This window comes from Allocatenococcus thiocycli (assembly GCF_921292965.1).
Taxonomy (GTDB): domain Bacteria; phylum Pseudomonadota; class Gammaproteobacteria; order Enterobacterales; family Vibrionaceae; genus Vibrio; species Vibrio natriegens.
In genome coordinates, this window is record NZ_CAKLCK010000008.1 from 109,897 (window position 1) to 128,652 (window position 18,756).

18 protein-coding genes and 2 pseudogenes are annotated in these 18,756 nt (G+C 43.5%); 11 read left to right on the forward strand and 9 right to left on the reverse strand.

What is annotated here, in order from left to right; all coding sequences use genetic code 11:
• Positions 1-2: 2 nt before the first annotated feature.
• The 7 genes and pseudogenes from L9Q40_RS04430 to L9Q40_RS04460 all read left to right on the forward strand — a co-directional run.
• Positions 3-1,238, forward strand: coding sequence for an extracellular solute-binding protein (locus tag L9Q40_RS04430; protein WP_065301428.1), 1,236 nt, complete (start codon positions 3-5; stop codon positions 1,236-1,238).
• Between the two features lie 96 nt (positions 1,239-1,334).
• Positions 1,335-2,639 (forward strand): sugar ABC transporter permease, encoded by a 1,305-nt coding sequence (locus L9Q40_RS04435; RefSeq protein ID WP_498792261.1) that lies wholly within the window; start codon positions 1,335-1,337, stop codon positions 2,637-2,639.
• 4 nt (positions 2,640-2,643) lie between these two features.
• Positions 2,644-3,486, forward strand: coding sequence for a sugar ABC transporter permease (locus L9Q40_RS04440; RefSeq protein ID WP_065301426.1), 843 nt, complete (start codon positions 2,644-2,646; stop codon positions 3,484-3,486).
• Between the two features lie 16 nt (positions 3,487-3,502).
• Positions 3,503-4,735, forward strand: a complete 1,233-nt coding sequence (locus L9Q40_RS04445; protein ID WP_498792263.1) for a glycoside hydrolase family 53 protein — start codon at positions 3,503-3,505, stop codon at positions 4,733-4,735.
• Positions 4,735-6,801 (forward strand): beta-galactosidase, encoded by a 2,067-nt coding sequence (locus tag L9Q40_RS04450; RefSeq protein ID WP_498792265.1) that lies wholly within the window; start codon positions 4,735-4,737, stop codon positions 6,799-6,801. The genes L9Q40_RS04445 and L9Q40_RS04450 overlap by 1 nt, the downstream gene beginning before the upstream one ends.
• A 148-nt stretch (positions 6,802-6,949) precedes the next feature.
• Positions 6,950-8,212 carry a maltoporin gene (locus L9Q40_RS04455; protein ID WP_182023853.1) on the forward strand — a complete coding sequence of 421 codons (1,263 nt, stop codon included), beginning with the start codon at positions 6,950-6,952 and terminating at the stop codon, positions 8,210-8,212.
• 221 nt (positions 8,213-8,433) lie between these two features.
• Positions 8,434-8,577: pseudogene (locus L9Q40_RS04460) on the forward strand (IS3 family transposase); the annotation flags it as partial.
• Between the two features lie 469 nt (positions 8,578-9,046).
• Here L9Q40_RS04460 and L9Q40_RS04465 read toward each other — a convergent pair.
• Genes L9Q40_RS04465 through L9Q40_RS04475 form a run of 3 tightly spaced genes read right to left on the reverse strand, consistent with a single transcriptional unit; the run spans position 9,047 to position 10,931 of the window.
• A complete protein-coding gene (locus L9Q40_RS04465; protein ID WP_498792268.1) occupies positions 9,047-9,457 on the reverse strand; it encodes a DUF2000 family protein in 411 nt (136 codons plus the stop codon).
• Positions 9,458-9,481: 24 nt separating this feature from the next.
• Entirely contained in the window at positions 9,482-10,069 is a 588-nt protein-coding gene (locus tag L9Q40_RS04470; RefSeq protein ID WP_498792270.1) for a LysE family translocator, read from the reverse strand.
• 34 nt (positions 10,070-10,103) lie between these two features.
• Positions 10,104-10,931: an AraC family transcriptional regulator gene (locus tag L9Q40_RS04475; protein ID WP_498792272.1), complete on the reverse strand. Its 828-nt coding sequence runs from the start codon at positions 10,929-10,931 to the stop codon at positions 10,104-10,106.
• 215 nt (positions 10,932-11,146) lie between these two features.
• On the opposite strand from L9Q40_RS04475, the gene L9Q40_RS04480 reads away from it, so the two are divergent.
• Positions 11,147-12,136 carry a zinc-dependent alcohol dehydrogenase family protein gene (locus L9Q40_RS04480; RefSeq protein ID WP_498792274.1) on the forward strand — a complete coding sequence of 330 codons (990 nt, stop codon included), beginning with the start codon at positions 11,147-11,149 and terminating at the stop codon, positions 12,134-12,136.
• Between the two features lie 143 nt (positions 12,137-12,279).
• Positions 12,280-12,476 (forward strand): annotated as a pseudogene (locus L9Q40_RS04485) (bifunctional 4-hydroxy-2-oxoglutarate aldolase/2-dehydro-3-deoxy-phosphogluconate aldolase); the annotation flags it as partial.
• A gap of 104 nt (positions 12,477-12,580) precedes the next feature.
• On the opposite strand, the gene L9Q40_RS04490 reads toward L9Q40_RS04485, so the two are convergent.
• From L9Q40_RS04490 to L9Q40_RS04515, 6 genes are read right to left on the reverse strand one after another with little or no spacing between them, the layout of a single operon-like run.
• Entirely contained in the window at positions 12,581-13,420 is an 840-nt protein-coding gene (locus tag L9Q40_RS04490) for a heme ABC transporter ATP-binding protein (protein WP_498792276.1), read from the reverse strand.
• Complete coding sequence (locus L9Q40_RS04495; protein ID WP_420659324.1) at positions 13,420-14,460, reverse strand: FecCD family ABC transporter permease; 1,041 nt, start codon at positions 14,458-14,460, stop codon at positions 13,420-13,422. The genes L9Q40_RS04490 and L9Q40_RS04495 overlap by 1 nt, the downstream gene beginning before the upstream one ends.
• A gap of 38 nt (positions 14,461-14,498) precedes the next feature.
• The gene (locus L9Q40_RS04500) at positions 14,499-15,353 is read right to left on the reverse strand and encodes a heme/hemin ABC transporter substrate-binding protein (RefSeq protein WP_498792278.1); all 855 of its coding nucleotides are present in this window, start codon (positions 15,351-15,353) and stop codon (positions 14,499-14,501) included.
• Positions 15,353-15,772: an ExbD/TolR family protein gene (locus tag L9Q40_RS04505; protein WP_420659325.1), complete on the reverse strand. Its 420-nt coding sequence runs from the start codon at positions 15,770-15,772 to the stop codon at positions 15,353-15,355. The genes L9Q40_RS04500 and L9Q40_RS04505 overlap by 1 nt, the downstream gene beginning before the upstream one ends.
• A complete protein-coding gene (locus L9Q40_RS04510) occupies positions 15,772-16,455 on the reverse strand; it encodes a MotA/TolQ/ExbB proton channel family protein (protein WP_319553434.1) in 684 nt (227 codons plus the stop codon). Before L9Q40_RS04510 ends, L9Q40_RS04505 begins: the two co-directional genes overlap by 1 nt.
• Positions 16,456-16,463: 8 nt before the next feature.
• Positions 16,464-17,252 (reverse strand): energy transducer TonB, encoded by a 789-nt coding sequence (locus tag L9Q40_RS04515; RefSeq protein ID WP_498792281.1) that lies wholly within the window; start codon positions 17,250-17,252, stop codon positions 16,464-16,466.
• A gap of 384 nt (positions 17,253-17,636) precedes the next feature.
• Between L9Q40_RS04515 and hutX the strand changes: the two genes are divergently transcribed.
• Positions 17,637-18,158: a heme utilization cystosolic carrier protein HutX gene (hutX, locus tag L9Q40_RS04520; RefSeq protein ID WP_498792283.1), complete on the forward strand. Its 522-nt coding sequence runs from the start codon at positions 17,637-17,639 to the stop codon at positions 18,156-18,158.
• Positions 18,155-18,715, forward strand: a complete 561-nt coding sequence (gene hutZ, locus L9Q40_RS04525) for a heme utilization protein HutZ (RefSeq protein WP_498792285.1) — start codon at positions 18,155-18,157, stop codon at positions 18,713-18,715. The genes hutX and hutZ overlap by 4 nt, the downstream gene beginning before the upstream one ends.
• Positions 18,716-18,756: the final 41 nt, after the last annotated feature.

The window sequence follows — 18,756 nt, forward strand, 5'->3', positions numbered from 1 at the left end:
TTATGGATAATAATAAATTTAGTAAAAAACTATCTGCTCTCGCAGTTACTGCTCTATTTTGTTCGCCGATGGCGTTGGCGCAGCAGTCCTTATTAGTCTGGGAAGACATTCAAAAGTCTTTTGGTAATGAAGAAGCGGTCGCAGCGTTTGAAAAACAACACGATGTGAAAGTGAACGTGCTTGAAATGCCATATGGCGGTCAGGTCGAATCGCTACGAATGGACGGTCCGGCGGGCACTGGTCCTGACGTCGTCTTGATTCCACATGATCAGATTGGTGGGGCGGTTATCCAAGGTTTACTTGCTCCAGTTCAGGTCGATAAAGTCGTTACCGATACATTTAGTCAATCTTCTATTAACGCATTGACTTACAATGGCGTGCTATACGGCTTGCCAAAATCCGTTGAAACCGTATTTATGGTTTACAACAAAGATCTTATTTCTGAACTGCCAGAAACGATGGACGAAATATTTGAGCTATCTAAGAAGTTTCGCGAAGAAAATAAATACGGTTTGCTGGCTAAATGGGATGAGCTTTATTACACCTACGGAATTTTAAACGGTATGGGTGGTGATGTTTTCGCTAAAAAAGACGACGGCTCGTACGATCCTAATAAAATATTACTGAATACTCCAGGGGCAGTAGAAGGCGCGAAATTCATTCAGAAGTTCTATGACTCTAAAGTATTCCCTACAGGCATCATTGGTAATAACGGGCTTAATGCTATCGATTCACTATTCACGTCGGGCAAAGCAGCGATTGTTCAAACTGGTCCTTGGGCGCTCCAGCCTTACAAAGAAGCAGGGATCAACTACGGTGTAGCCCCTCTTCCAAAATTGCCATCTGGTGAGCAAATGGGCTCATTTATGGGCGTGAAGAGCTACAGCATTTCCACTTTCTCGAAAAACAAACCTTTAGCTCAAGAGTTTATTACGTTCGTCAATAATTATGATAATGCCAAGCGCCGCTTTGAGCTAACTGGAGAGGTTCCGGCAGTGAAAAAATTGGTGGACGATCCTGTTATCAAGAATGACCCAGGAGCAAGTGCTGTAGCGATGCAATCCATTCACGCTACGTCTATGCCTTCCATACCAGAAATGAACGAAGTGTGGGGCCCTGCGAACAGCGCGCTTCAGTTGATTGCAACCAATAAACAAGATGCGAAAAGTGCACTCGACTCTGCGGTAGACAGCATCAATATGCAAATCGAAGCTAACCACGCAATGATGGGTCAATAATTCAAAGATATTGTTCTGGTGAAAGCAATTGTCGGCCCTAGTTACTCGTCTGGGGCTGACAGACGCCAGAAGTTTTCCGAAATGGAGTTGTAAGTGATGTCTGACATGAGTGAACATTTTGAGCATAACTCGGGGCTATATCGATCCCAACGGTTTACTGCCTCCTTACTTGCGCTAATTCCTGGCTTTGGCCAGTTTTATAACCGACAGTTTGTAAAAGGCATGATGTTCTTCATCCTGCTAACAAGTTTTTATACAGTAACTCGTGATTTTATTTCCCACGGTATGTGGGGTCTTGTAACACTTGGCGAAAACCTACCAGAGGACAACTCAGTTTTTCTACTTGCAGAAGGTATTATTGCTTCGCTAGTGGTGGTATTTGGTTTAGCGGTTTATGTACTCAGCATTAATGACGCCTACAAAAACGGTCAACGGCTTGATGAAGGCCGTCCATTGAACTCACTGCGTGTTCAGTATCGCAATGTTATCAATGCTGGCTTCCCGTATCTGATGATAAGTCCGGGTTTTATCCTTTTAGTCTTTGTTGTTGTGTTTCCGATCATCTTTGGTTTTGCGATTGGTTTTACCAACTACAACCTGTACAACTCACCACCTGCGAAGCTGGTTGACTGGGTTGGATTGAAGAACTTCTTCAACATTTTCCAAATTAACTTGTGGCGTAACACCTTTATCGATGTGTTGCAGTGGACAGTCGTTTGGACATTAGTTGCATCAACTTTGCAATGCACAGTCGGGGTTCTGTTGGCGATTCTGGTTAACCAAAAAGACCTTAAATTTAAGCCTCTGATCCGTACAATCTTTATCCTTCCTTGGGCGGTACCTGGCTTTGTTACCATCCTTATTTTTACCGGGATGTTTAACGACAGCTTTGGTGTCATCAACAACGTGATTCTCGACTTCTTCGGTATTGAGCCTAAAGCTTGGCTGACAGACCCATTCTGGACGAAAGTCGCGCTCATCATGATCCAAACCTGGTTAGGTTTCCCATTTGTATTCGCCATGACAACGGGGGTTCTACAGGCGATCCCTAACGATCTTTATGAAGCTGCGACGATGGACGGTGCAAGCAAATTTCAGCAGTTAAGAACTATCACTTTACCGCTGGTTCTGTACTCAATCGCTCCAATTTTGATTACTCAATACACGTTTAACTTTAACAACTTCAATATTATTTATCTATTTAACAATGGGGGGCCTGCTGTCATTGGTAGTAACGCGGGCGGCACCGATATCTTGGTGTCATGGATTTACAAACTGACGATGTCTTCATCGCAATACGGTATTGCCTCTGCCATCACTTTATTACTGTCGATTTTCGTTGTGGGCATTGCTCTTTGGCAATTCCGTATGACCAAGTCATTCAAAGAAGAAGCGAGATAACAACATGAGTATTAAACGTAGTAATCGCATCCGATTGACATTGAGTTACGGCCTGATTTTGTTGGTAGCAGTGATCATTATTTACCCGTTAGTTTGGACGGTTGGTGCGTCATTCTATCCAGGTAATAGCATCATGGGTGAGTCCATTTTCCCTGAGAACCCGACTCTGAGTCACTATGCCACTTTGTTTGCTAATGACAAAGTAGCTTACCTGACCTGGTTCTGGAATAGTTTGAAAATCAGCTTTTTGACCATGGTGCTAACGCTGATCAGTGTGTCATGTACGTCATATGCGTTTTCACGCTTTCGCTTTAAAGGCAGGAAAAATGGTCTAATGCTGTTCCTTCTTTTGCAGATGATCCCGCAATTCTCCGCCCTAATTGCGATATTTGTCTTAGCGCAGATGTTGGGCTTGATTAATAGCCATCTTGCATTAGTACTGGTTTATGTTGGTGGCATGATCCCGATGAACACGTATTTAATGAAAGGTTACTTGGACGCGATACCTAAAGACCTGGATGAATCAGCAAAAATGGATGGTGCGAGTAATATCCGTATTTTTTTGGAAATTATACTGCCTATTTCAAAACCAATTATTGCAGTAGTAGCCTTATTCTCTTTCACGGGGCCTCTAGGCGATTTTATTCTCGCTACAACCATTCTAAGAACGCCTGAAAATTATACGTTACCTATCGGTTTATATAATTTGGTCGTAGAAAAAATGGGGGCAAGTTATACCACATATGCAGCGGGTGCTGTGCTTATTTCAATACCTGTAGCGCTTCTTTATCTATCACTACAAAAATACTTTGTATCTGGCTTAACAGCAGGTAGTACAAAAGGCTAATACTAGAGAGAAAGATATGAATACAAAATTTAAGGTTGCACTTATTAGTGCGGCAGTGGCTTTGGCTGGCTGTCAATCTGTAAATACTTCAAATAATAATAACTCTGATATTAATGCTGATGCAGATAATATTGTTATAACTGCTCCAACACTGAGAGCTGATTTTATACGTGGTATGGATATCTCCATGTTGCCTGAAATAGAAAAATTAGGTGGGAAATATTACCAAGATGGCAATGAAGAAGATCTGATTAAAATATTAAAAGATAGTGGGGTTAATTCTATTCGCGCACGTTTGTGGGTAGACCCAATGTCAGCCACTGGTGATGTATTTGGTGGCGGTAATAACACGTTAGAGCGTTCCATTGAGCTTGGTAAACGTGCTCAAGAAAACGGTATGTCATTCCTGCTTGATATCCATTACAGCGACTTTTGGGCTGACCCTAAAAAGCAACAAAAGCCAAAAGAGTGGGAGCAACTTACGTTTGAGAACCTAACACAGAAAGTCTACGACTATACAGCAGAGGTGATGAAAGCACACCAAGCTGCGGGTGTTGTGCCAGATATGGTTCAAGTTGGTAACGAACTGAATGGCGGTATGCTTTGGCCAGAGGGTAAAAGTTGGGGGCAAGATGGTAAGGAGTTCGACCGCCTATCACTTCTTTTAAAAACCGGCATCCAAGCGGTGCATGACAACGACAGTGGTAAAGACATTCAAATCATGTTGCACCTCGCTGAAGCGGGTGACAATGGTCTTTTCCGTTGGTGGTTTGATGAAATCACCCAGCGTGGCGTAGATTTTGATGTGATTGGTATGTCTTACTATCCGTGGTGGCACGGTCCAATCGATAAAGTAAAAGCCAATATGAATGACGTCATCAGTCGCTACAACAAGCCTGTCGTCTTAGTCGAAACGTCTTTCCCGTTTACCACTGAAAATGGTGATTCGTTAGGTAATAGCTACTCCGAGGCGGGGCCGATTGAGGGGTACAGTGTGTCAATCGAGGGCCAGGCGCAATACCTGGCTGACATCATGACGCTGCTGAATGAACTGCCTAACGAACAAGGTCTGGGGATTTATTACTGGGAACCTGCATGGTTACCAATCGATGGGGCAACCTGGTCAACGGGCGCTGGCATGGACTACAGCGGGGACAAATGGGACATGGGCAACTCATGGGAGAACCAAGCACTGTTTGATTTTGAAGGCAACGCACTACCGTCATTGAAAGTATTTAAAGGTCAATAATGAACAATAAAAAACACATCATTCCCAAGATAAAAGGCTTGCTCCATGGAGCGGATTACAACCCTGAGCAATGGTTAGACAGACCAGATATTTTAGCCAAAGATATTGAACTGATGAAGCAGACGAATTGCAACGTTATGTCTGTCGGTATCTTCAGTTGGTCTGCTATTGAGCCTGTTGAAGGCGAGTTTCAGTTTGAATGGCTCGATAACGTACTGGATAACTTGGCAGAAAATGGGATTTCTGTATTCCTGGCGACACCGAGTGGTGCGCGTCCTGCCTGGTTGTCTGAACGATACCCTGACGTCCTGCGAGTTAACAGCGCACGTGTTAAACAACTGCATGGAGAACGTCATAACCATTGTTACAGCTCACCGAATTACCGTGAGAAAGTAAGCATCATGAACGCTAAATTGGCTGAACGTTACAGTCAACATCCTGCGGTGATAGGCTGGCACGTTTCAAACGAATATGGAGGCGATTGTCACTGTAATTACTGCCAAGAAGAGTTTCGTTTGTGGCTGAAAAACAAATACGGCTCCCTATACAATCTCAATAAGCTGTGGTGGAGTGCGTTTTGGAGTCATACTTACACCAATTGGGAACAAATTGAATCACCATCTCCCGTTGGTGAGAACTCCGTTCACGCACTGAAGTTAGATTGGAAACGATTCTGTACTGACCGCGTCTCGAACTTCTGTGAGCACGAGATTGCACCGCTCAAGTCGATTAATCCTGATCTGCCTACGACGGCAAACTTCATGGAGTACTTTTACGACTACAACTATTGGGAATTGGCAAAGTCAATTGATGTTGTTTCTTGGGATAGCTATCCGCTTTGGCACCGTGACAGCGATGAAGTTGCGCTCGCTTGCTATACCGGGATGTACCATGATTTGATGCGCACACTGAAAAAGCAGCCATTTATACTCATGGAATCAACCCCAAGCCAAACCAACTGGCAGCCAATCACTAAGCTCAAAAAAGACGGTGTCCATCTGCTTTCGTCATTGCAAGCAGTGGCTCATGGCTCTGATTCTGTTCAGTACTTCCAGTGGCGAAAAAGCCGCGGATCTGTTGAGAAGTTCCATGGTGCGGTGATCGACCACGTTGGTCATGCAAATACTCGTACTGGTCGAGAAGTGACAGCCGTCGGTGAGTATCTTAAACAAATTAATGATGTGGCGGGAACGAGTACGCAGGCCGAAGTGGCGATCATTTTTGATTGGGAAAACCGTTGGGCAATGGATGATGCTTCAGGTCCTCGCAATGAAGGCATGCACTACGAGCAAACCGTGTGTGACCATTATCGAGGTTTTTGGCAGCAAGGCATTAGCTGCGACATAATCGAGCAGCTATGTGATTTTACTCCTTATAAGATCATTGTTGCGCCTATGCTGTACTTAATAAAACCTGGCGTAGCAGAGCGTCTGGAAGCGTTTGTCGAGCAAGGCGGAACGTTAGTCGCGACTTATTGGAGTGGCATCGTTGATCAGAATGATCTGTGCTTCCTGGGAGGCTTCCCTGGTGGAGAAGGCAGCCCATTGCGCCGCACATTAGGTATTTGGGCTGAAGAGATTGACTCACTCTATGACCATGAACGCGTATTGTTTGAAATGGAAACGCACTCTGGTTTTGGCTTCAGTGGTGAATTTAAGGCCAAGCACTTAATGGAACATATTCATTTAGAGACGGCAGAAGCTCTGGCTTATTACCGCGAGGATCTGTTTGATGCTTGCCCGGTCATTACTAAGAACCAGCTTGGTAAAGGTTGTGCTTACTACATCGCCGCACGTACAGAGACAGAGTTTAACGAGTTATTTTACATTTCTCTTGCTAATTTACATGGCATTCGTAAGCCAATTGAAAACGTGCCTTACGGAGTGTCAGTGACAACTCGTGAAGACGAACAGTCTCGCTATTTGTTCATTATGAACTTTGTTAATGAGCCGCGAGATTTGAAAGTTCCGCACGGGATTTGGATAAATGCAAATACAGGTGACGATATTAAGGTGAATATTACACTTAAACCCTACCAAGTCATCGTTATCAAAAATAATAAATAACTCTCCCGCCTGATTATTTAGGCGGACAGTGAATAACAATATTTAAAAATAAGATGAAATTCATCTTACGGGTAAGTATTGCCTAAACAAAGTATATAACGATATTTACCCAGCCAATAACTCAAAAGTAATACAAAAGGAAATTAAAATGAAAAAGGCAACATTGACAGTCGCTATTTTAGGTTCTTTATTCGCCACTCAAGTTTCAGCAGTCGATTTCTATGGTTACGTACGTGCTGGTTTGGGAGCCAGTGCTGATGGAGGCGGTACCAAAGGAGGAGATGAGTTTTATAAAACGACATTGGGTCGCTTGGGCAATGAGTTTGACACTTATTCGGAAATTGGATTAGGCCAAGAGTTATTCAATGCAGATGGTCGTTCAATGTACTTTGAAAGTATGTTTGAAATGTCATCGGACGGGAATCTAGAGTCTGAAAATAGTAAAGATGACAGTGCCAACTTTGGAATTAAACAGTTAAATGTTCAAGCTAAGGGCTATATCCCTGCTTCTCCTGATGCGGTTATCTGGGCTGGTAAACGCTTTTATCAACGTCATGATATCCACATTATAGATACCAAGTACTGGAATATTTCTGGCTACGGTGTGGGCATTGAAAACATCAAGTTAAATACCGGTGCGATATCAGCAGCGGTTATCCGAGCTGATAATGAGTTGGCCGAGTGGGATGATACTGGCACCAAAACGAGTTACGGAGATCTGAATACTTACTTCTTAGATTTACGTTACGCTGGCTTTAGCCCATGGGAAGGCTCTTGGACTGAATTCGGTGTTGACTATGCAATGGTTAACCCAACGGATGAGCAAGAAGACGCCGCTGAAAACTTCGATAACGGTTTAATGTTAACGGCTGAACTTAGCCAGAGTTTCGAATTGGGATACAACAAGTTTGTACTCCAATATATGGATAAAGGACTTGCACAGAACGCTATCTCACAAGGTGGTGGCTGGTATGACATATGGAGTGGTGACGTCAGCGATGCAAAAGGGTTCCGTTTTATCAGTACTGGTGATTTGAATTTAGGCGAAAATGTCGTGATAAACCATGTTCTAACTTACGGTAACGTGAAAGATCATGGTGACTGGTTAGATAAGGAAGAGTTGTTCTCATTTGTAGCTCGTCCAACTTACAACTGGTCGCCATACAACAAGACTATGTTAGAGGTCGGCTACTTTGACCAAGAAAAAACTTGGGATTCAGGCTCTGAAGACAAGTTTAGTGGTACAAAATTCACTATTGCACATGCTATCTCAACGGGAGAGTCTTTCTTCGCTCGTCCAGAAATCCGATTCTTTGCGACTTATTTGAAGGACAATGAAGGTGACTCTTTTGACAACAATAAGAGCAACGACACCATCAACTACGGTGTGCAAGTCGAGGCCTGGTGGTAACCAATAAAAATTGCCATTTTACTACTTAGATAGGCCTGTTTAACTCCATTCTGGCCTATCTCAAGCTTAGGCTTGAAACGCTTAGTAGTGTGCTCTTAAAGTGGGTCATATTTAACCGGGGAGGGGTATGGCGATATTATCATTTTAGGAGCTTTTTTTAGAAATTACTGTACCGTCCTAAATAAGGTTGACACATTTCCAAAATGAAATTGGAGAGTGTCATGAAATCAACAAGTAAACGAACCCAACGAGATTATTCTCTTGCTTTTAAATTGACGGTTGTTGACCAAGTAGAAAAAGGCGAAATGACCTACAAACAAGTCCAAGAGCGATATGGGATCCAAGGTCGGTCTACTGTCCTAGTTGGACCTTCTCGACTGGAATGCTGAAGAAGTCCTAAGTGAAGATGGACTACGATACACATTCAGACTAAATGTCGGAGAAACCTTCTCAGATAGAGCTATCTATAACAAAATTGCAAATCTTCTGAATAACGGTCATACGGCTAATATTGATCATTTGTAGTAATGCCACTTATGGCTAAGCCTTAAGTTTCGGTGGAATGTCCCCCGTAATATATCACGGAGATTCACAGCTAATAGTATTTTCAGCATGGATAACTTTTAGTATGGCAAAGCCCATTAACAGGATATGCATTTGTAAAAGGTCTAGCTTGATGTATGGAATCCACTCCCTCCTTTGCCTATTAGACTTAGGAGAAAGAGCCCAATGTGAAGTGTGCCCAATGTGAAGTTTCTGGACAAAAGTGAGCCAGACTTTTCTCTGACTCGTTATCTTAGATTGGTGTTATTACAGGTGTAATCAACTTCAACTCTAATCGTGAAGCTTCGCACCTTTGACAACTTTATCCACTAATTTTTTCTCTGCACACATAGCCATCCCGACTAAGGGTAAACTTTCCGTATCATAGAAACGAACGGTGCTTCGATTAGCTTCATCATGACCTGTTGCGAACATATCTTCGATGAATATTGCGGTTTCTATGTTTGCACGATTAGCGCGTTGGACAAAAGTCGATAACTTACTTCTTGTGACTTTAAGTACTATTGTCGGCTGGATACAAAGTGGCAAATATGTATTATCATTCCCATCCACATATTGCTTTCCAGTTTCTACCATTGATGTAGATGTGACCCCACCAGATAGAAAGCTCACAACATTCAACTTCTGCCATACTGGTAAATCATCTGCTACCACGATGACAAATTTAGAATCAAACTGCATATTCCCTCTTACTAATCAGTACACTCAATCAATGACAGGAGGCAAACCCATCTTTAAGCCAACAAACAGTAACAACACTGCCATTAGCTTATTCATTACAACTAAATACCCAGTTTCGTTTATCTTTTTGCCAATAAGACGTCCAGCGATGTAGTAAAAAGTAGGGGCACCAAACGCAAGTAGTGCCAAAATAGCGCACCATACAAAGATATACCCGTCCGTAATACCTGCTGATGGAAACTGAACCGTTGCAATAGGCAATGCAACCGCAATGCCTTTCGGATTAAGTAGCTGAAGCATCAAACCGTCTCGCAGATTCATGCTTTGACTTGGTTTAAGTTCAACCTTACCCACTTGGCTTACGAATATTTTGTATGCCAACCAAAGAATGTAGATAGCACCCATTATTGCTGTCCATTGTAAGAAAGCATCATTCATTAATGTCTCACCAATCAGCGAAACAGCACTGAATAATGCAAACATGGCGATCGAGACACCGAGACTAAAGCCAAATATTGAGTTTTGTTTCTGTATGCCACTGTTTAAGCAGATAGCGTTGACTGGCCCTGGGGTGTACATGACCCCTAGAGCATAAATAATTATGTCCAGCATAGAGTTAAACTTTTGGTAGGTGCTTTAGTTTAAGCTAAAGCGAGAGTTGTTTTTGATATTGGGTTGGCGTGATACCAAACGTATTCTTAAAGTTACGATTAAGGTGACTTAAATCTGAAAACCCGTACTTAAATGCAATATCCGCAGCGCTATTACCTAGCTCTAGCTCGCGTTTTACACGATTGATTTTATAGCTAAGTACATACTGGTGTGGCGTCATGCCAAACTGTTTGTTAAACAAACGAATGAAATGATATTTAGACATATTGGCAGCGCTTGAAATCTCTTCAATACCTAGTTTTCGATTAAGGTTGAAGTGAATAAACTCCTTAGCTTGTTCCAATAGTTTATCTGTTCGCCCATAAGCTACCTTATCAATAAAAGAGCCATCTCCAAGACGAACAATCGAATGAGCGATGCCGAGTAACAGGTGCTCTTCTTCTAGTGAAGAAAGTGGCTGCTCTAAGTTCATAGAGCGTGCAATTGAAATGATCTGTTTTTGCAAAACCGCATCATGGAAGGATGATACTTTCAATCGAGACTGATCTTTAGATACATTGCCTATGCTTTGCATCAAACTCATCATTGTCGATTCAGGTATGTAGAGCATTTCATACTCCATATCTTTTCCACCTCCAGCATGCCCATCATGAACCTGTTCTGGATTAAACAAGATCACGTTTCCTGCCTGACTTTTATGAAAAATTCCATTACTAAAAAAGTCCTGACGGCCACGGCATGTCACACCGATACTGAACTCTTCGTGGGCATGTTTACCGTAGCTAAAGTCTTTGATCTTTGCCGAAAATGAACACAATCCTTTAGTGTGCGCACTTTTTTGATAGCTAAATTGTTCTTGCATGCTTACAGACTCAACCTATTTAGTGGAAACATAATGAAAGTATAGAGAGCAAGTGATAGTGAAGATAGAACAAAATTGCTAAATGCATAACAGTTGCTTTTTCTTACCTAGCAAACTTTGGGACAAAGAAAAGTCAGCATAAAGCTGGACATTTATGATAAAAATGCCAGCATAACATCTGATACTTGAAGAATTTATCGACCAAAAGCCTATTAATGTCTAACGCTACTACAAACACTAGAGTTCACCAGCTCTGTTTCGGTCAACCGAAAGATTCATTGACAATTGAACACGTATCTTTGAATTCGCTTGAAGAAGATAAAATCAGAGTAAAAATCGAAGCAACTAATATTAATCCAAGCGACTTGTTGTCTATTCATGGTGTAGGTCAATACAGGCATAGCCATCAGCCGCCCAGAGTACCCGGATTTGAAGCTGTAGGGCAAATCATCGACTCCAACCACGCAAAATTTATCGTAGGGCAAAGAGTTGTCGTGGCTACCAGCGGTACTTGGCAGCAATATATAGATGTATCACCAGATAACCTCTTTGTCATTCCGCCGAATCTGGACAACGGCTATGCGTGCCAGTTGTATATAAATGCGCTAACAGCGTGGGTTTTAACCACCGAAATTGCTCAGTTGAAGAAAGAAGATGTACTGATTATCAACGCTGGAAGTTCTGCAATAGGTAAAATTTTTGCACAGCTATCTACATCGCTAGGGTTCACTCTCATTGTCGTAACCTCGAAGCCTGAAAATTATCCATACGCTTCAAACCATGTACTAGATGCAAAAGCAGACCTACTAACTCAAATACAGACACTTGATTTGCCTAACCCCAATATCGCATTCGACGCCATTGGAGGCAAAGCAGGAACTGAACTGATTCTTACCGTCAACGATAATGGTCGGTATATCAACTATGGAACGCTTTCTCTGGAGTTTTATGAGCCTCGCTTCTTTGAGTACACGAAGAACCAGAACATTGACTTCAGTACATTTTTCTTACGCTACTGGGAGAACTCGGTTGGTAAAGGTGTCAGGCGCGAAAAGTTTGCGATGATGCTAGACCATTTCATCACCAATAAAATACAACTAGATGTTGAACGCTGTATTCCATTGGAACAAGTTCAATCTGCTATCGAGCTAATCGAGTCTAAATCAGCGACCTTACATGGAAAAATCATATTGACCCCGATGTAGTGGGTTCTGGCTAGTCATGAGAAAAAGTATTGAAAAGTCGTCAGTGTAGTTTACCGTTGCGTATTTACTATAAACGACAAAGGGGCACTTTTGATTTAGAAAGGTGCCCATAGAGATCTGAACATCCAAAGCTTGGTGAGTAAGCAATGGAAATTGGTCTGCGCATTCTGAAGTTTTCCCGGCAGAACCATCTAGTGGCGTAAACCCTTCTAACGTAGAAGATTACCTTGCACTTAAGTCGGTTATCGCTTGTGGCGGTACCTGGATGGTACCAACGAAACTGATGGATGATGGAGACTGGGAAGGTCTTGCTGAATTGGTTCGTGCCGTTAAAGCATAAGTGAACGTTGTTCTACCACTTATTTAGTGGTGTATCGGAAATATGAAAAGGGCCTTGAGTGGCCCTTTTGCTTTGAAGTGGTTATTACTACTATCTAGGCTTACCTAACACGCGATAACAACCGGATGACCGTAAGTTGGATGCGCAATGATATCCACTTTGTGATGGTACACCGCTGCAATGATCTCAGGTTTGAGTGCCTTGCTTGGAATATCGTCGGCGGCGATCTTTCCCTGGTTAAGAATGACAATTCTATCTGCATATTGTGAAGCTAAGTTGAGATCATGCAGTACCGCCACAACTGTCGCCCCCTCATTAGCTAGCTCTCGAGCCAGCGTTAGGGTGGTGTGCTGGTGATGAATATCTAACGCGGACGTCGGTTCATCAAGTAACAGAATTTTATTATCCCCACTTTGCTCTAGTTGAGTCAGTACCCGAGCCAAATGTACGCGTTGTTTTTCTCCGCCAGATAAGGTCGGGTAGGAACGTGAACCTAGGTGATCTACATCCGTCACACGCATATGATTGCTCACCACATCTGCCAATTGTCGGTTAGACATGGTTAAGCCAATACCGCCAAGTTCAATCACTTCTTTGGCCATAAAGTTGAATGAAAGAGAGCTGCTTTGCGGTAATACACCCAGATGTTTTGCAAGTAATGGTGCAGGCCACTGTGCTCTGTCTCGACCAAAGATTCGAAATTCACCTTTTGCGCTAATCTCGCCTGTCAATGCGTTGAGCAGGGTACTTTTTCCGGTGCCATTCGGGCCAAGGAGTACGGTGAACTCACCTCGATTTAACGTGAGGTCAATGTCATCAAGTATCTTCTTATCACCCAGTGTGACAGACAAGTTGCCTATTTCTATGGTCTTATGGCCTGAGTATTGAATCGGCTCATTATTGTCTGTTGCTGATGAAAAACTAAAACCTAGACGAGACAGCATTAGATTCTCCCCTTTTGTTTGATGAGTAGCCAGACAAAGAAGGGGGCACCAAGTAGAGCGGTGACAATACCCACTGGCATATCTAAAGGAGCCACAACCGTTCTCGCCAATATATCAGAAATCAGCAACAGCAGAGCACCGAGAAATAGCGTCACCGGCAACAGAGAGCGATAGTTTGGCCCGATCATCATCCGTGCTAAGTGAGGAACGATAAGTCCTATAAAGCCAATCATCCCGCTCAATGCGACCGTCACACCCACACCAAATGCCGCCATAACAATTAAGCGGCGTTTTAGTGCTTGTACATTAATGCCCATATGACGTGCTTCGGCTTCACCTAATAACATCGCATTAAGCTTATCAGCGTCTCGGTAGTAGGCGATAAATAGAATGGTGAGCGTTACAAAGGCAAGCCATAAGCCTTTTTGATTTGCTCCTGCCAGCGAGCCCATTGTCCACAGAGACAGGTCTCTTAGTGCCTGGTCGTCAGCATAGTAGTTCAGTAGACCCAAAGCCGCGCCCGCTAAAGCTGAAATGGCGACACCAGAAAGTAGCATCATAGTCACCGAGGTACCGTTCCTGCCAGTACCTAAACGGTAAACCGCGAAGGTGGTTAGGGCACCACCAATACAGGCGAACATAGGTACGGTACCGAACAGTAGTAAGTTTGGATAGTGGCTGGCGAGGTCACCAAAGGCCACAATTGCAAGCGCAGCGCCTAGAGCTGCACCTGAAGATACCCCGATAATGCCTGGATCGGCTAACGGGTTGCGGAATAAGCCCTGCATCACCGCGCCACTAATAGCTAAAATGCCCCCGACCGCGATGGCCAATAAGGTACGAGGTAAACGTACCTGTTGAATGATCATGGTGACATGATTAGGGAGATCGTGATTTCCCAACGGCAGAAGAGACATCAAACTGTCAGATAAACTGATGTTCATGGCTCCGGTACTGATCGAAGCAACGGTCGCGAAATAGAGTGCAACCGCAGCTAGACTACATAATGTTTTGGCTGAAACCATTCTTGAATCTGTCATGACTTTTTATCGATGGCTATTTATATTAAAAGGCTGGCTTATTCGAATTTAAGGAACGTGTCATACAGTTTGTCCGTGAGTTCGATGCTCTCAAGGCCAAAACCGCCTATGATTGCGCTACTGCTAACGGGGATAATTCTGTCTTTACCCGCCACAGGTGTCGCTGCTAGCAACGGGAATTCTTGTAAAATACCTTCCTGGCCACCCAGCGTCTCCCAGGCACGGTCGCTGACCAATAAGAAATCAGGCTGCATTTTGACGATAGCTTCAGGCGTTAAGGGTTTGTAAGAGCTCATTTCCGATTTTGCTGGGTTTTGCGCGCCAGCTAAATTGATGATCACATCAATGGTGGTTTTGTCACCGGCTATGGTGGCGGGTCTGCCTTTTGTCAGCATGGCAAACAGCACCTTTGGTGAATGGCTCAATTCGCGTGATTTAATGTTGTTTAGTTGCTCATCAATCGATGCTTTGAGCGACTTGGCCTTGTCTTGATTTCCGGTTATTTGGGCGATTTTGTCGATACGGCTAAACAGATCTTTTTCCGTATCGCCCGACGGCACGGTTTCTACTTTAATACCGCCACTTTTTAATAGCGTTAAGGTATTTTCAGGGCCCATTTCATTAGAGCCAATGAGATGGGTCGGCTCCAGAGCCATCAAACCCTCAGCAGAAAGCTGACGGTGATAACCCACTTGAGGAAGTGCTTCATCACGGTTGTATTTACGACTCGTGACGTCTACAGCAACGAGCTGATCTTTTGCGCCTAAAGCGATGAGCAATTCTGTAATGCTGGAACCAGCGCTGATAATCCGATTATTGGCGTAGGTCTCTGGTTGAGCTTGAGTTGTGGCGGTCGACAAAATCAGGCTAAGTGCCAAAATGAGCTTTTTCATTATTGTTCTTCCATAACGATATTGGTGGCTGAAATTTGATGTTTTTGCATGAATGCGAAAAGGTTGAGCATGGATTCCACGTCGGCTTTTTTATCTGCAGCAATAACAAAAGGTTTGTCTGGAAAGCGAGTGCGAGTTTTGAGCAACGCTGTGGTGAAAGCGTCCCAGTCACGAAACTTCTCTCCGTCTAATGCCCATTTTTTTTCTTCATTATGCAAAATGCCGATAGAAATAACTGGCTTATCAGGTGAGCTAAGCTGACTCGCTTGTTCGGTTTTTGGGATATCCACGTTTAGAGTCTGCACACTGACATTGGCGGTCAGTAACAGAAACACCATGACGATAAAGATGATGTCGATCATCGGGGTGAGATCGGGCTTGAATTCTTCGTCGAGAAAACGAGATTGCGACTGGATCATCACAACACCTCTTCTGTGGTGGCAGTGGGTAGAACTTGTTTACCCGAGAAAGGATCAACCACAATGCCTTCGATATGGAGGTTACTATGATTTAGCGTGTACTCAATTTTCGCTAATGTCTTTTCCACCCACATTCCAAGTAATTGAGCGCCCATGATAGCGGGTAAAGCAATGATCAAACCTGCCGCTGTGGTTGTCATCGCAAGGCCCAGGCCATCCGCTAGGGTTGCTGGAGAAATGACTGCAGTGGCATCGGTCATACCGCTAAACATTTCCATTAACCCAAGTACCGTACCCAGTAAGCCAATCAGCGGACTAATCACGCCTATCATCGACAGTAAGCGAATACCTGAGCGGAACTGCTGACGCTTTTTAAATAGCCAAATGCCAACCGCTTCTTCTCGCAGAGGTTTGGTAAAGTGACGATGACCAAGAAGCATACGCATGGACTGAAAAATCAGTTGGCGACCTTGTAATTGATTTTGAATAAAGGCGTCCACCTCTTGCGGGTGGGAAAAGTCCAGTTTGTGAATGCTTTTGAGAATAGCTGTCGTGTGCGTACGGCTGTTCAGTAGCATGTATATCGTCCGCTCTATCAAAATAACGACAGTGAGGAATGACATAGTGATAAGTGGCCATGTCATGATGCCGAGTTGGCTGTGGATATGAGTTAATGTTTGCATGATAGCGACTACTGTAGTTGGAAATTAATAGGAATTTGTACACGGTGAGCAATGGCTTGCCCTTGAGCTACTTGCTGTGAAAAACGCCACTCTTTAATCGTACTTAGCGCTTGTTGATCCAGCACCCGATGTCCGCTAGATTCGAGCAGCACCTGTTTCACCTGATTGCCTTTTTCGTCCAGCCACACCTCAACAAGTACTTGTCCTTGCAAGCCTCGTTTTCTCGCTATTCTTGGGTAAGTCACGGGTGTTGGTTTCGCACTAAATTTAGGCTTCTTAACCAACATTGGTTTGCTGTCTTGAGCACTGTTTTTGGCTGGTGCCTCGGTCTGAGGCTTTTCTAGGCTAGCTGGTTCAGTACTTGTTTCTTTGACCTTAGGCTTTGTGGTCTTGGGTTCAGGTGTATTTGGTTTTACTGGCTTTTTGGGTTGGGCAACCTGCGTTTTCTCTGGTGGTTCCGGCAATGGCTTTTTCGCTACAACTGGATTGCTTGCTTTTTTAGGCGTGACTGCGGGGTTCTCTATTGGCTCAGGCGTTAAGGGTTTTGTTTGTTCAGTCGCACTCGGCTTTTGTTCCTGTGGGGGAGTAACGGGCGTCGGCTCTTTGACGACTTTCTTGTCTACTGTTGGTTCTGCTACAGGTTTGGCGGCAGCCATCGTCATAAGCTGAATTCGTACCGATTGCACTCCTTCTTCAGTCGAAACATTGATGGTGTTTTTTTGTGGAGTAAACGACAACGCAATACCATGTAGAAAGCATGTTATTAAGCCAGCGATAAGATAACGAAGCCTTGCCATTTTATACCCACTAATTATCAACACCGTAATCTTACAGCAATGAGGTTGTTAATGATATTGATTGTTATTTACATTATTGTTTTCGATCGTTATTATATCGAACAATTTCTTGATTGCAATTTTATCAATTGAGCATTCATCGCTGTTTTGAGCGATATTGATGGATACGCAGTAGTCAGATTGAGGTTTTTAATTCAGGTATCATCAAACGATAATTCAGTTGATTTTGACGGCCGAAGCTGAACAGTTTTGGGCAGTAAGCTTGGCAAACCTTGCCATCTGCCATCCAAAACCAAAGAAGAACAAAGTTATCCCATTCAAGGCGTCGTTAAGAGCGTTTGAATATTAAGAAGCTTGAACATTAAGAAGTAACCAGGAGTCATCATGTACACCACTTGTTCCGAAGTCGAAGTAAAACAAAAAGTAGCAGCCGCATTGGCAGAAGATGCTGGAACCCCTGTCTCTAGCATGTCTCAACAGCTAGATTTGAATGAAGGTGCAATCACTTTTGCGTTACCTGAAAATATGGTCACTCGCGTTGCGGGCGAGCATGCCCAAGCTATTTTAGAGCAGCTTCCTGAATGGGGGCCTGTTACCACTATTGTTCACTCTTTTGGCTCAATATTTGAAACTAAAGCTAAGTTCCCCAAAGGGAAAGAAGCACATGGTTACTATAACTTGATGGGCAGAGACGGTGAATTACATGGTCATTTACGCTTGGATCTAGTTGAACATATCGCATTTGTTAGCAAATCATTCCGAGGTACGGAAAGTCACTATATTGGCTTCTTTAATGCCGCTGGCGATTGTGTTTTTAAAGTGTACTTGGGAAGAGATAAGAAACGTCAACTTTTCCCTCATCAAATAGAAGCGTTTACGCAAATCAAAAAGGAGTTTGCCGCGTGAAAGTAGAAAGTCAGCCACAAGAAAGTGCTCAACGAGAAGAAATTCGTCGCGAACGACTACAAGGGCGTTTAGAGCCTGAGGTTCGTGAATTTCGTGATTCGCGCCAAACATTGCAGTTGGCAACCATTAATGAAGCGGGTATTCCGAACTCCACTTATGCCCCTTTCGCTTTTGATAGCAAAGCGTATTACATCCTAGTGAGTGATATCGCCGCTCATGGCAAGAATTTAAAAACCAATCGCAATGTTTCGATTCTAATGATCGAGGACGAAAGCGAATGTAAAAACATCTACGCACGTAAACGACTCACGTTTGATACGCGCGCGGAACTGGTTGAAAAGCAAACCCAAGATTGGCAGCAGGGTATTGCTGCACTGCGAGCTCGCTTTGGCGAAATTATTGACAATTTAAGTCAGCTTGGCGACTTCAATCTTTACCGCTTGGTGCCTGACTCGGGCCGTTATGTAAAAGGGTTTGGGCAAGCCTATGTGATTACGGGCGATGACATGCTTGATTTTGTGCACTTAACAGAAGGGCATGTTAAAGCTGAAAAATAGCACATGAAGCAACTGTAAGCGCTAAATAACAAACGCTTAAG

Coding starts and splice junctions, on each gene's coding strand:
- L9Q40_RS04430 (WP_065301428.1), top strand. CDS start 3: ATGGATAATAATAAATTTAGTAAAAAACTATCTGCTCTCGCAGTTACT.
- L9Q40_RS04435 (WP_498792261.1), top strand. CDS start 1,335: ATGTCTGACATGAGTGAACATTTTGAGCATAACTCGGGGCTATATCGA.
- L9Q40_RS04440 (WP_065301426.1), top strand. CDS start 2,644: ATGAGTATTAAACGTAGTAATCGCATCCGATTGACATTGAGTTACGGC.
- L9Q40_RS04445 (WP_498792263.1), top strand. CDS start 3,503: ATGAATACAAAATTTAAGGTTGCACTTATTAGTGCGGCAGTGGCTTTG.
- L9Q40_RS04450 (WP_498792265.1), top strand. CDS start 4,735: ATGAACAATAAAAAACACATCATTCCCAAGATAAAAGGCTTGCTCCAT.
- L9Q40_RS04455 (WP_182023853.1), top strand. CDS start 6,950: ATGAAAAAGGCAACATTGACAGTCGCTATTTTAGGTTCTTTATTCGCC.
- L9Q40_RS04465 (WP_498792268.1), bottom strand. CDS start 9,457: ATGCAGTTTGATTCTAAATTTGTCATCGTGGTAGCAGATGATTTACCA.
- L9Q40_RS04470 (WP_498792270.1), bottom strand. CDS start 10,069: ATGCTGGACATAATTATTTATGCTCTAGGGGTCATGTACACCCCAGGG.
- L9Q40_RS04475 (WP_498792272.1), bottom strand. CDS start 10,931: ATGCAAGAACAATTTAGCTATCAAAAAAGTGCGCACACTAAAGGATTG.
- L9Q40_RS04480 (WP_498792274.1), top strand. CDS start 11,147: ATGTCTAACGCTACTACAAACACTAGAGTTCACCAGCTCTGTTTCGGT.
- L9Q40_RS04490 (WP_498792276.1), bottom strand. CDS start 13,420: ATGCTGTCTCGTCTAGGTTTTAGTTTTTCATCAGCAACAGACAATAAT.
- L9Q40_RS04495 (WP_420659324.1), bottom strand. CDS start 14,460: ATGACAGATTCAAGAATGGTTTCAGCCAAAACATTATGTAGTCTAGCT.
- L9Q40_RS04500 (WP_498792278.1), bottom strand. CDS start 15,353: ATGAAAAAGCTCATTTTGGCACTTAGCCTGATTTTGTCGACCGCCACA.
- L9Q40_RS04505 (WP_420659325.1), bottom strand. CDS start 15,772: ATGATCCAGTCGCAATCTCGTTTTCTCGACGAAGAATTCAAGCCCGAT.
- L9Q40_RS04510 (WP_319553434.1), bottom strand. CDS start 16,455: ATGCAAACATTAACTCATATCCACAGCCAACTCGGCATCATGACATGG.
- L9Q40_RS04515 (WP_498792281.1), bottom strand. CDS start 17,252: ATGGCAAGGCTTCGTTATCTTATCGCTGGCTTAATAACATGCTTTCTA.
- hutX (WP_498792283.1), top strand. CDS start 17,637: ATGTACACCACTTGTTCCGAAGTCGAAGTAAAACAAAAAGTAGCAGCC.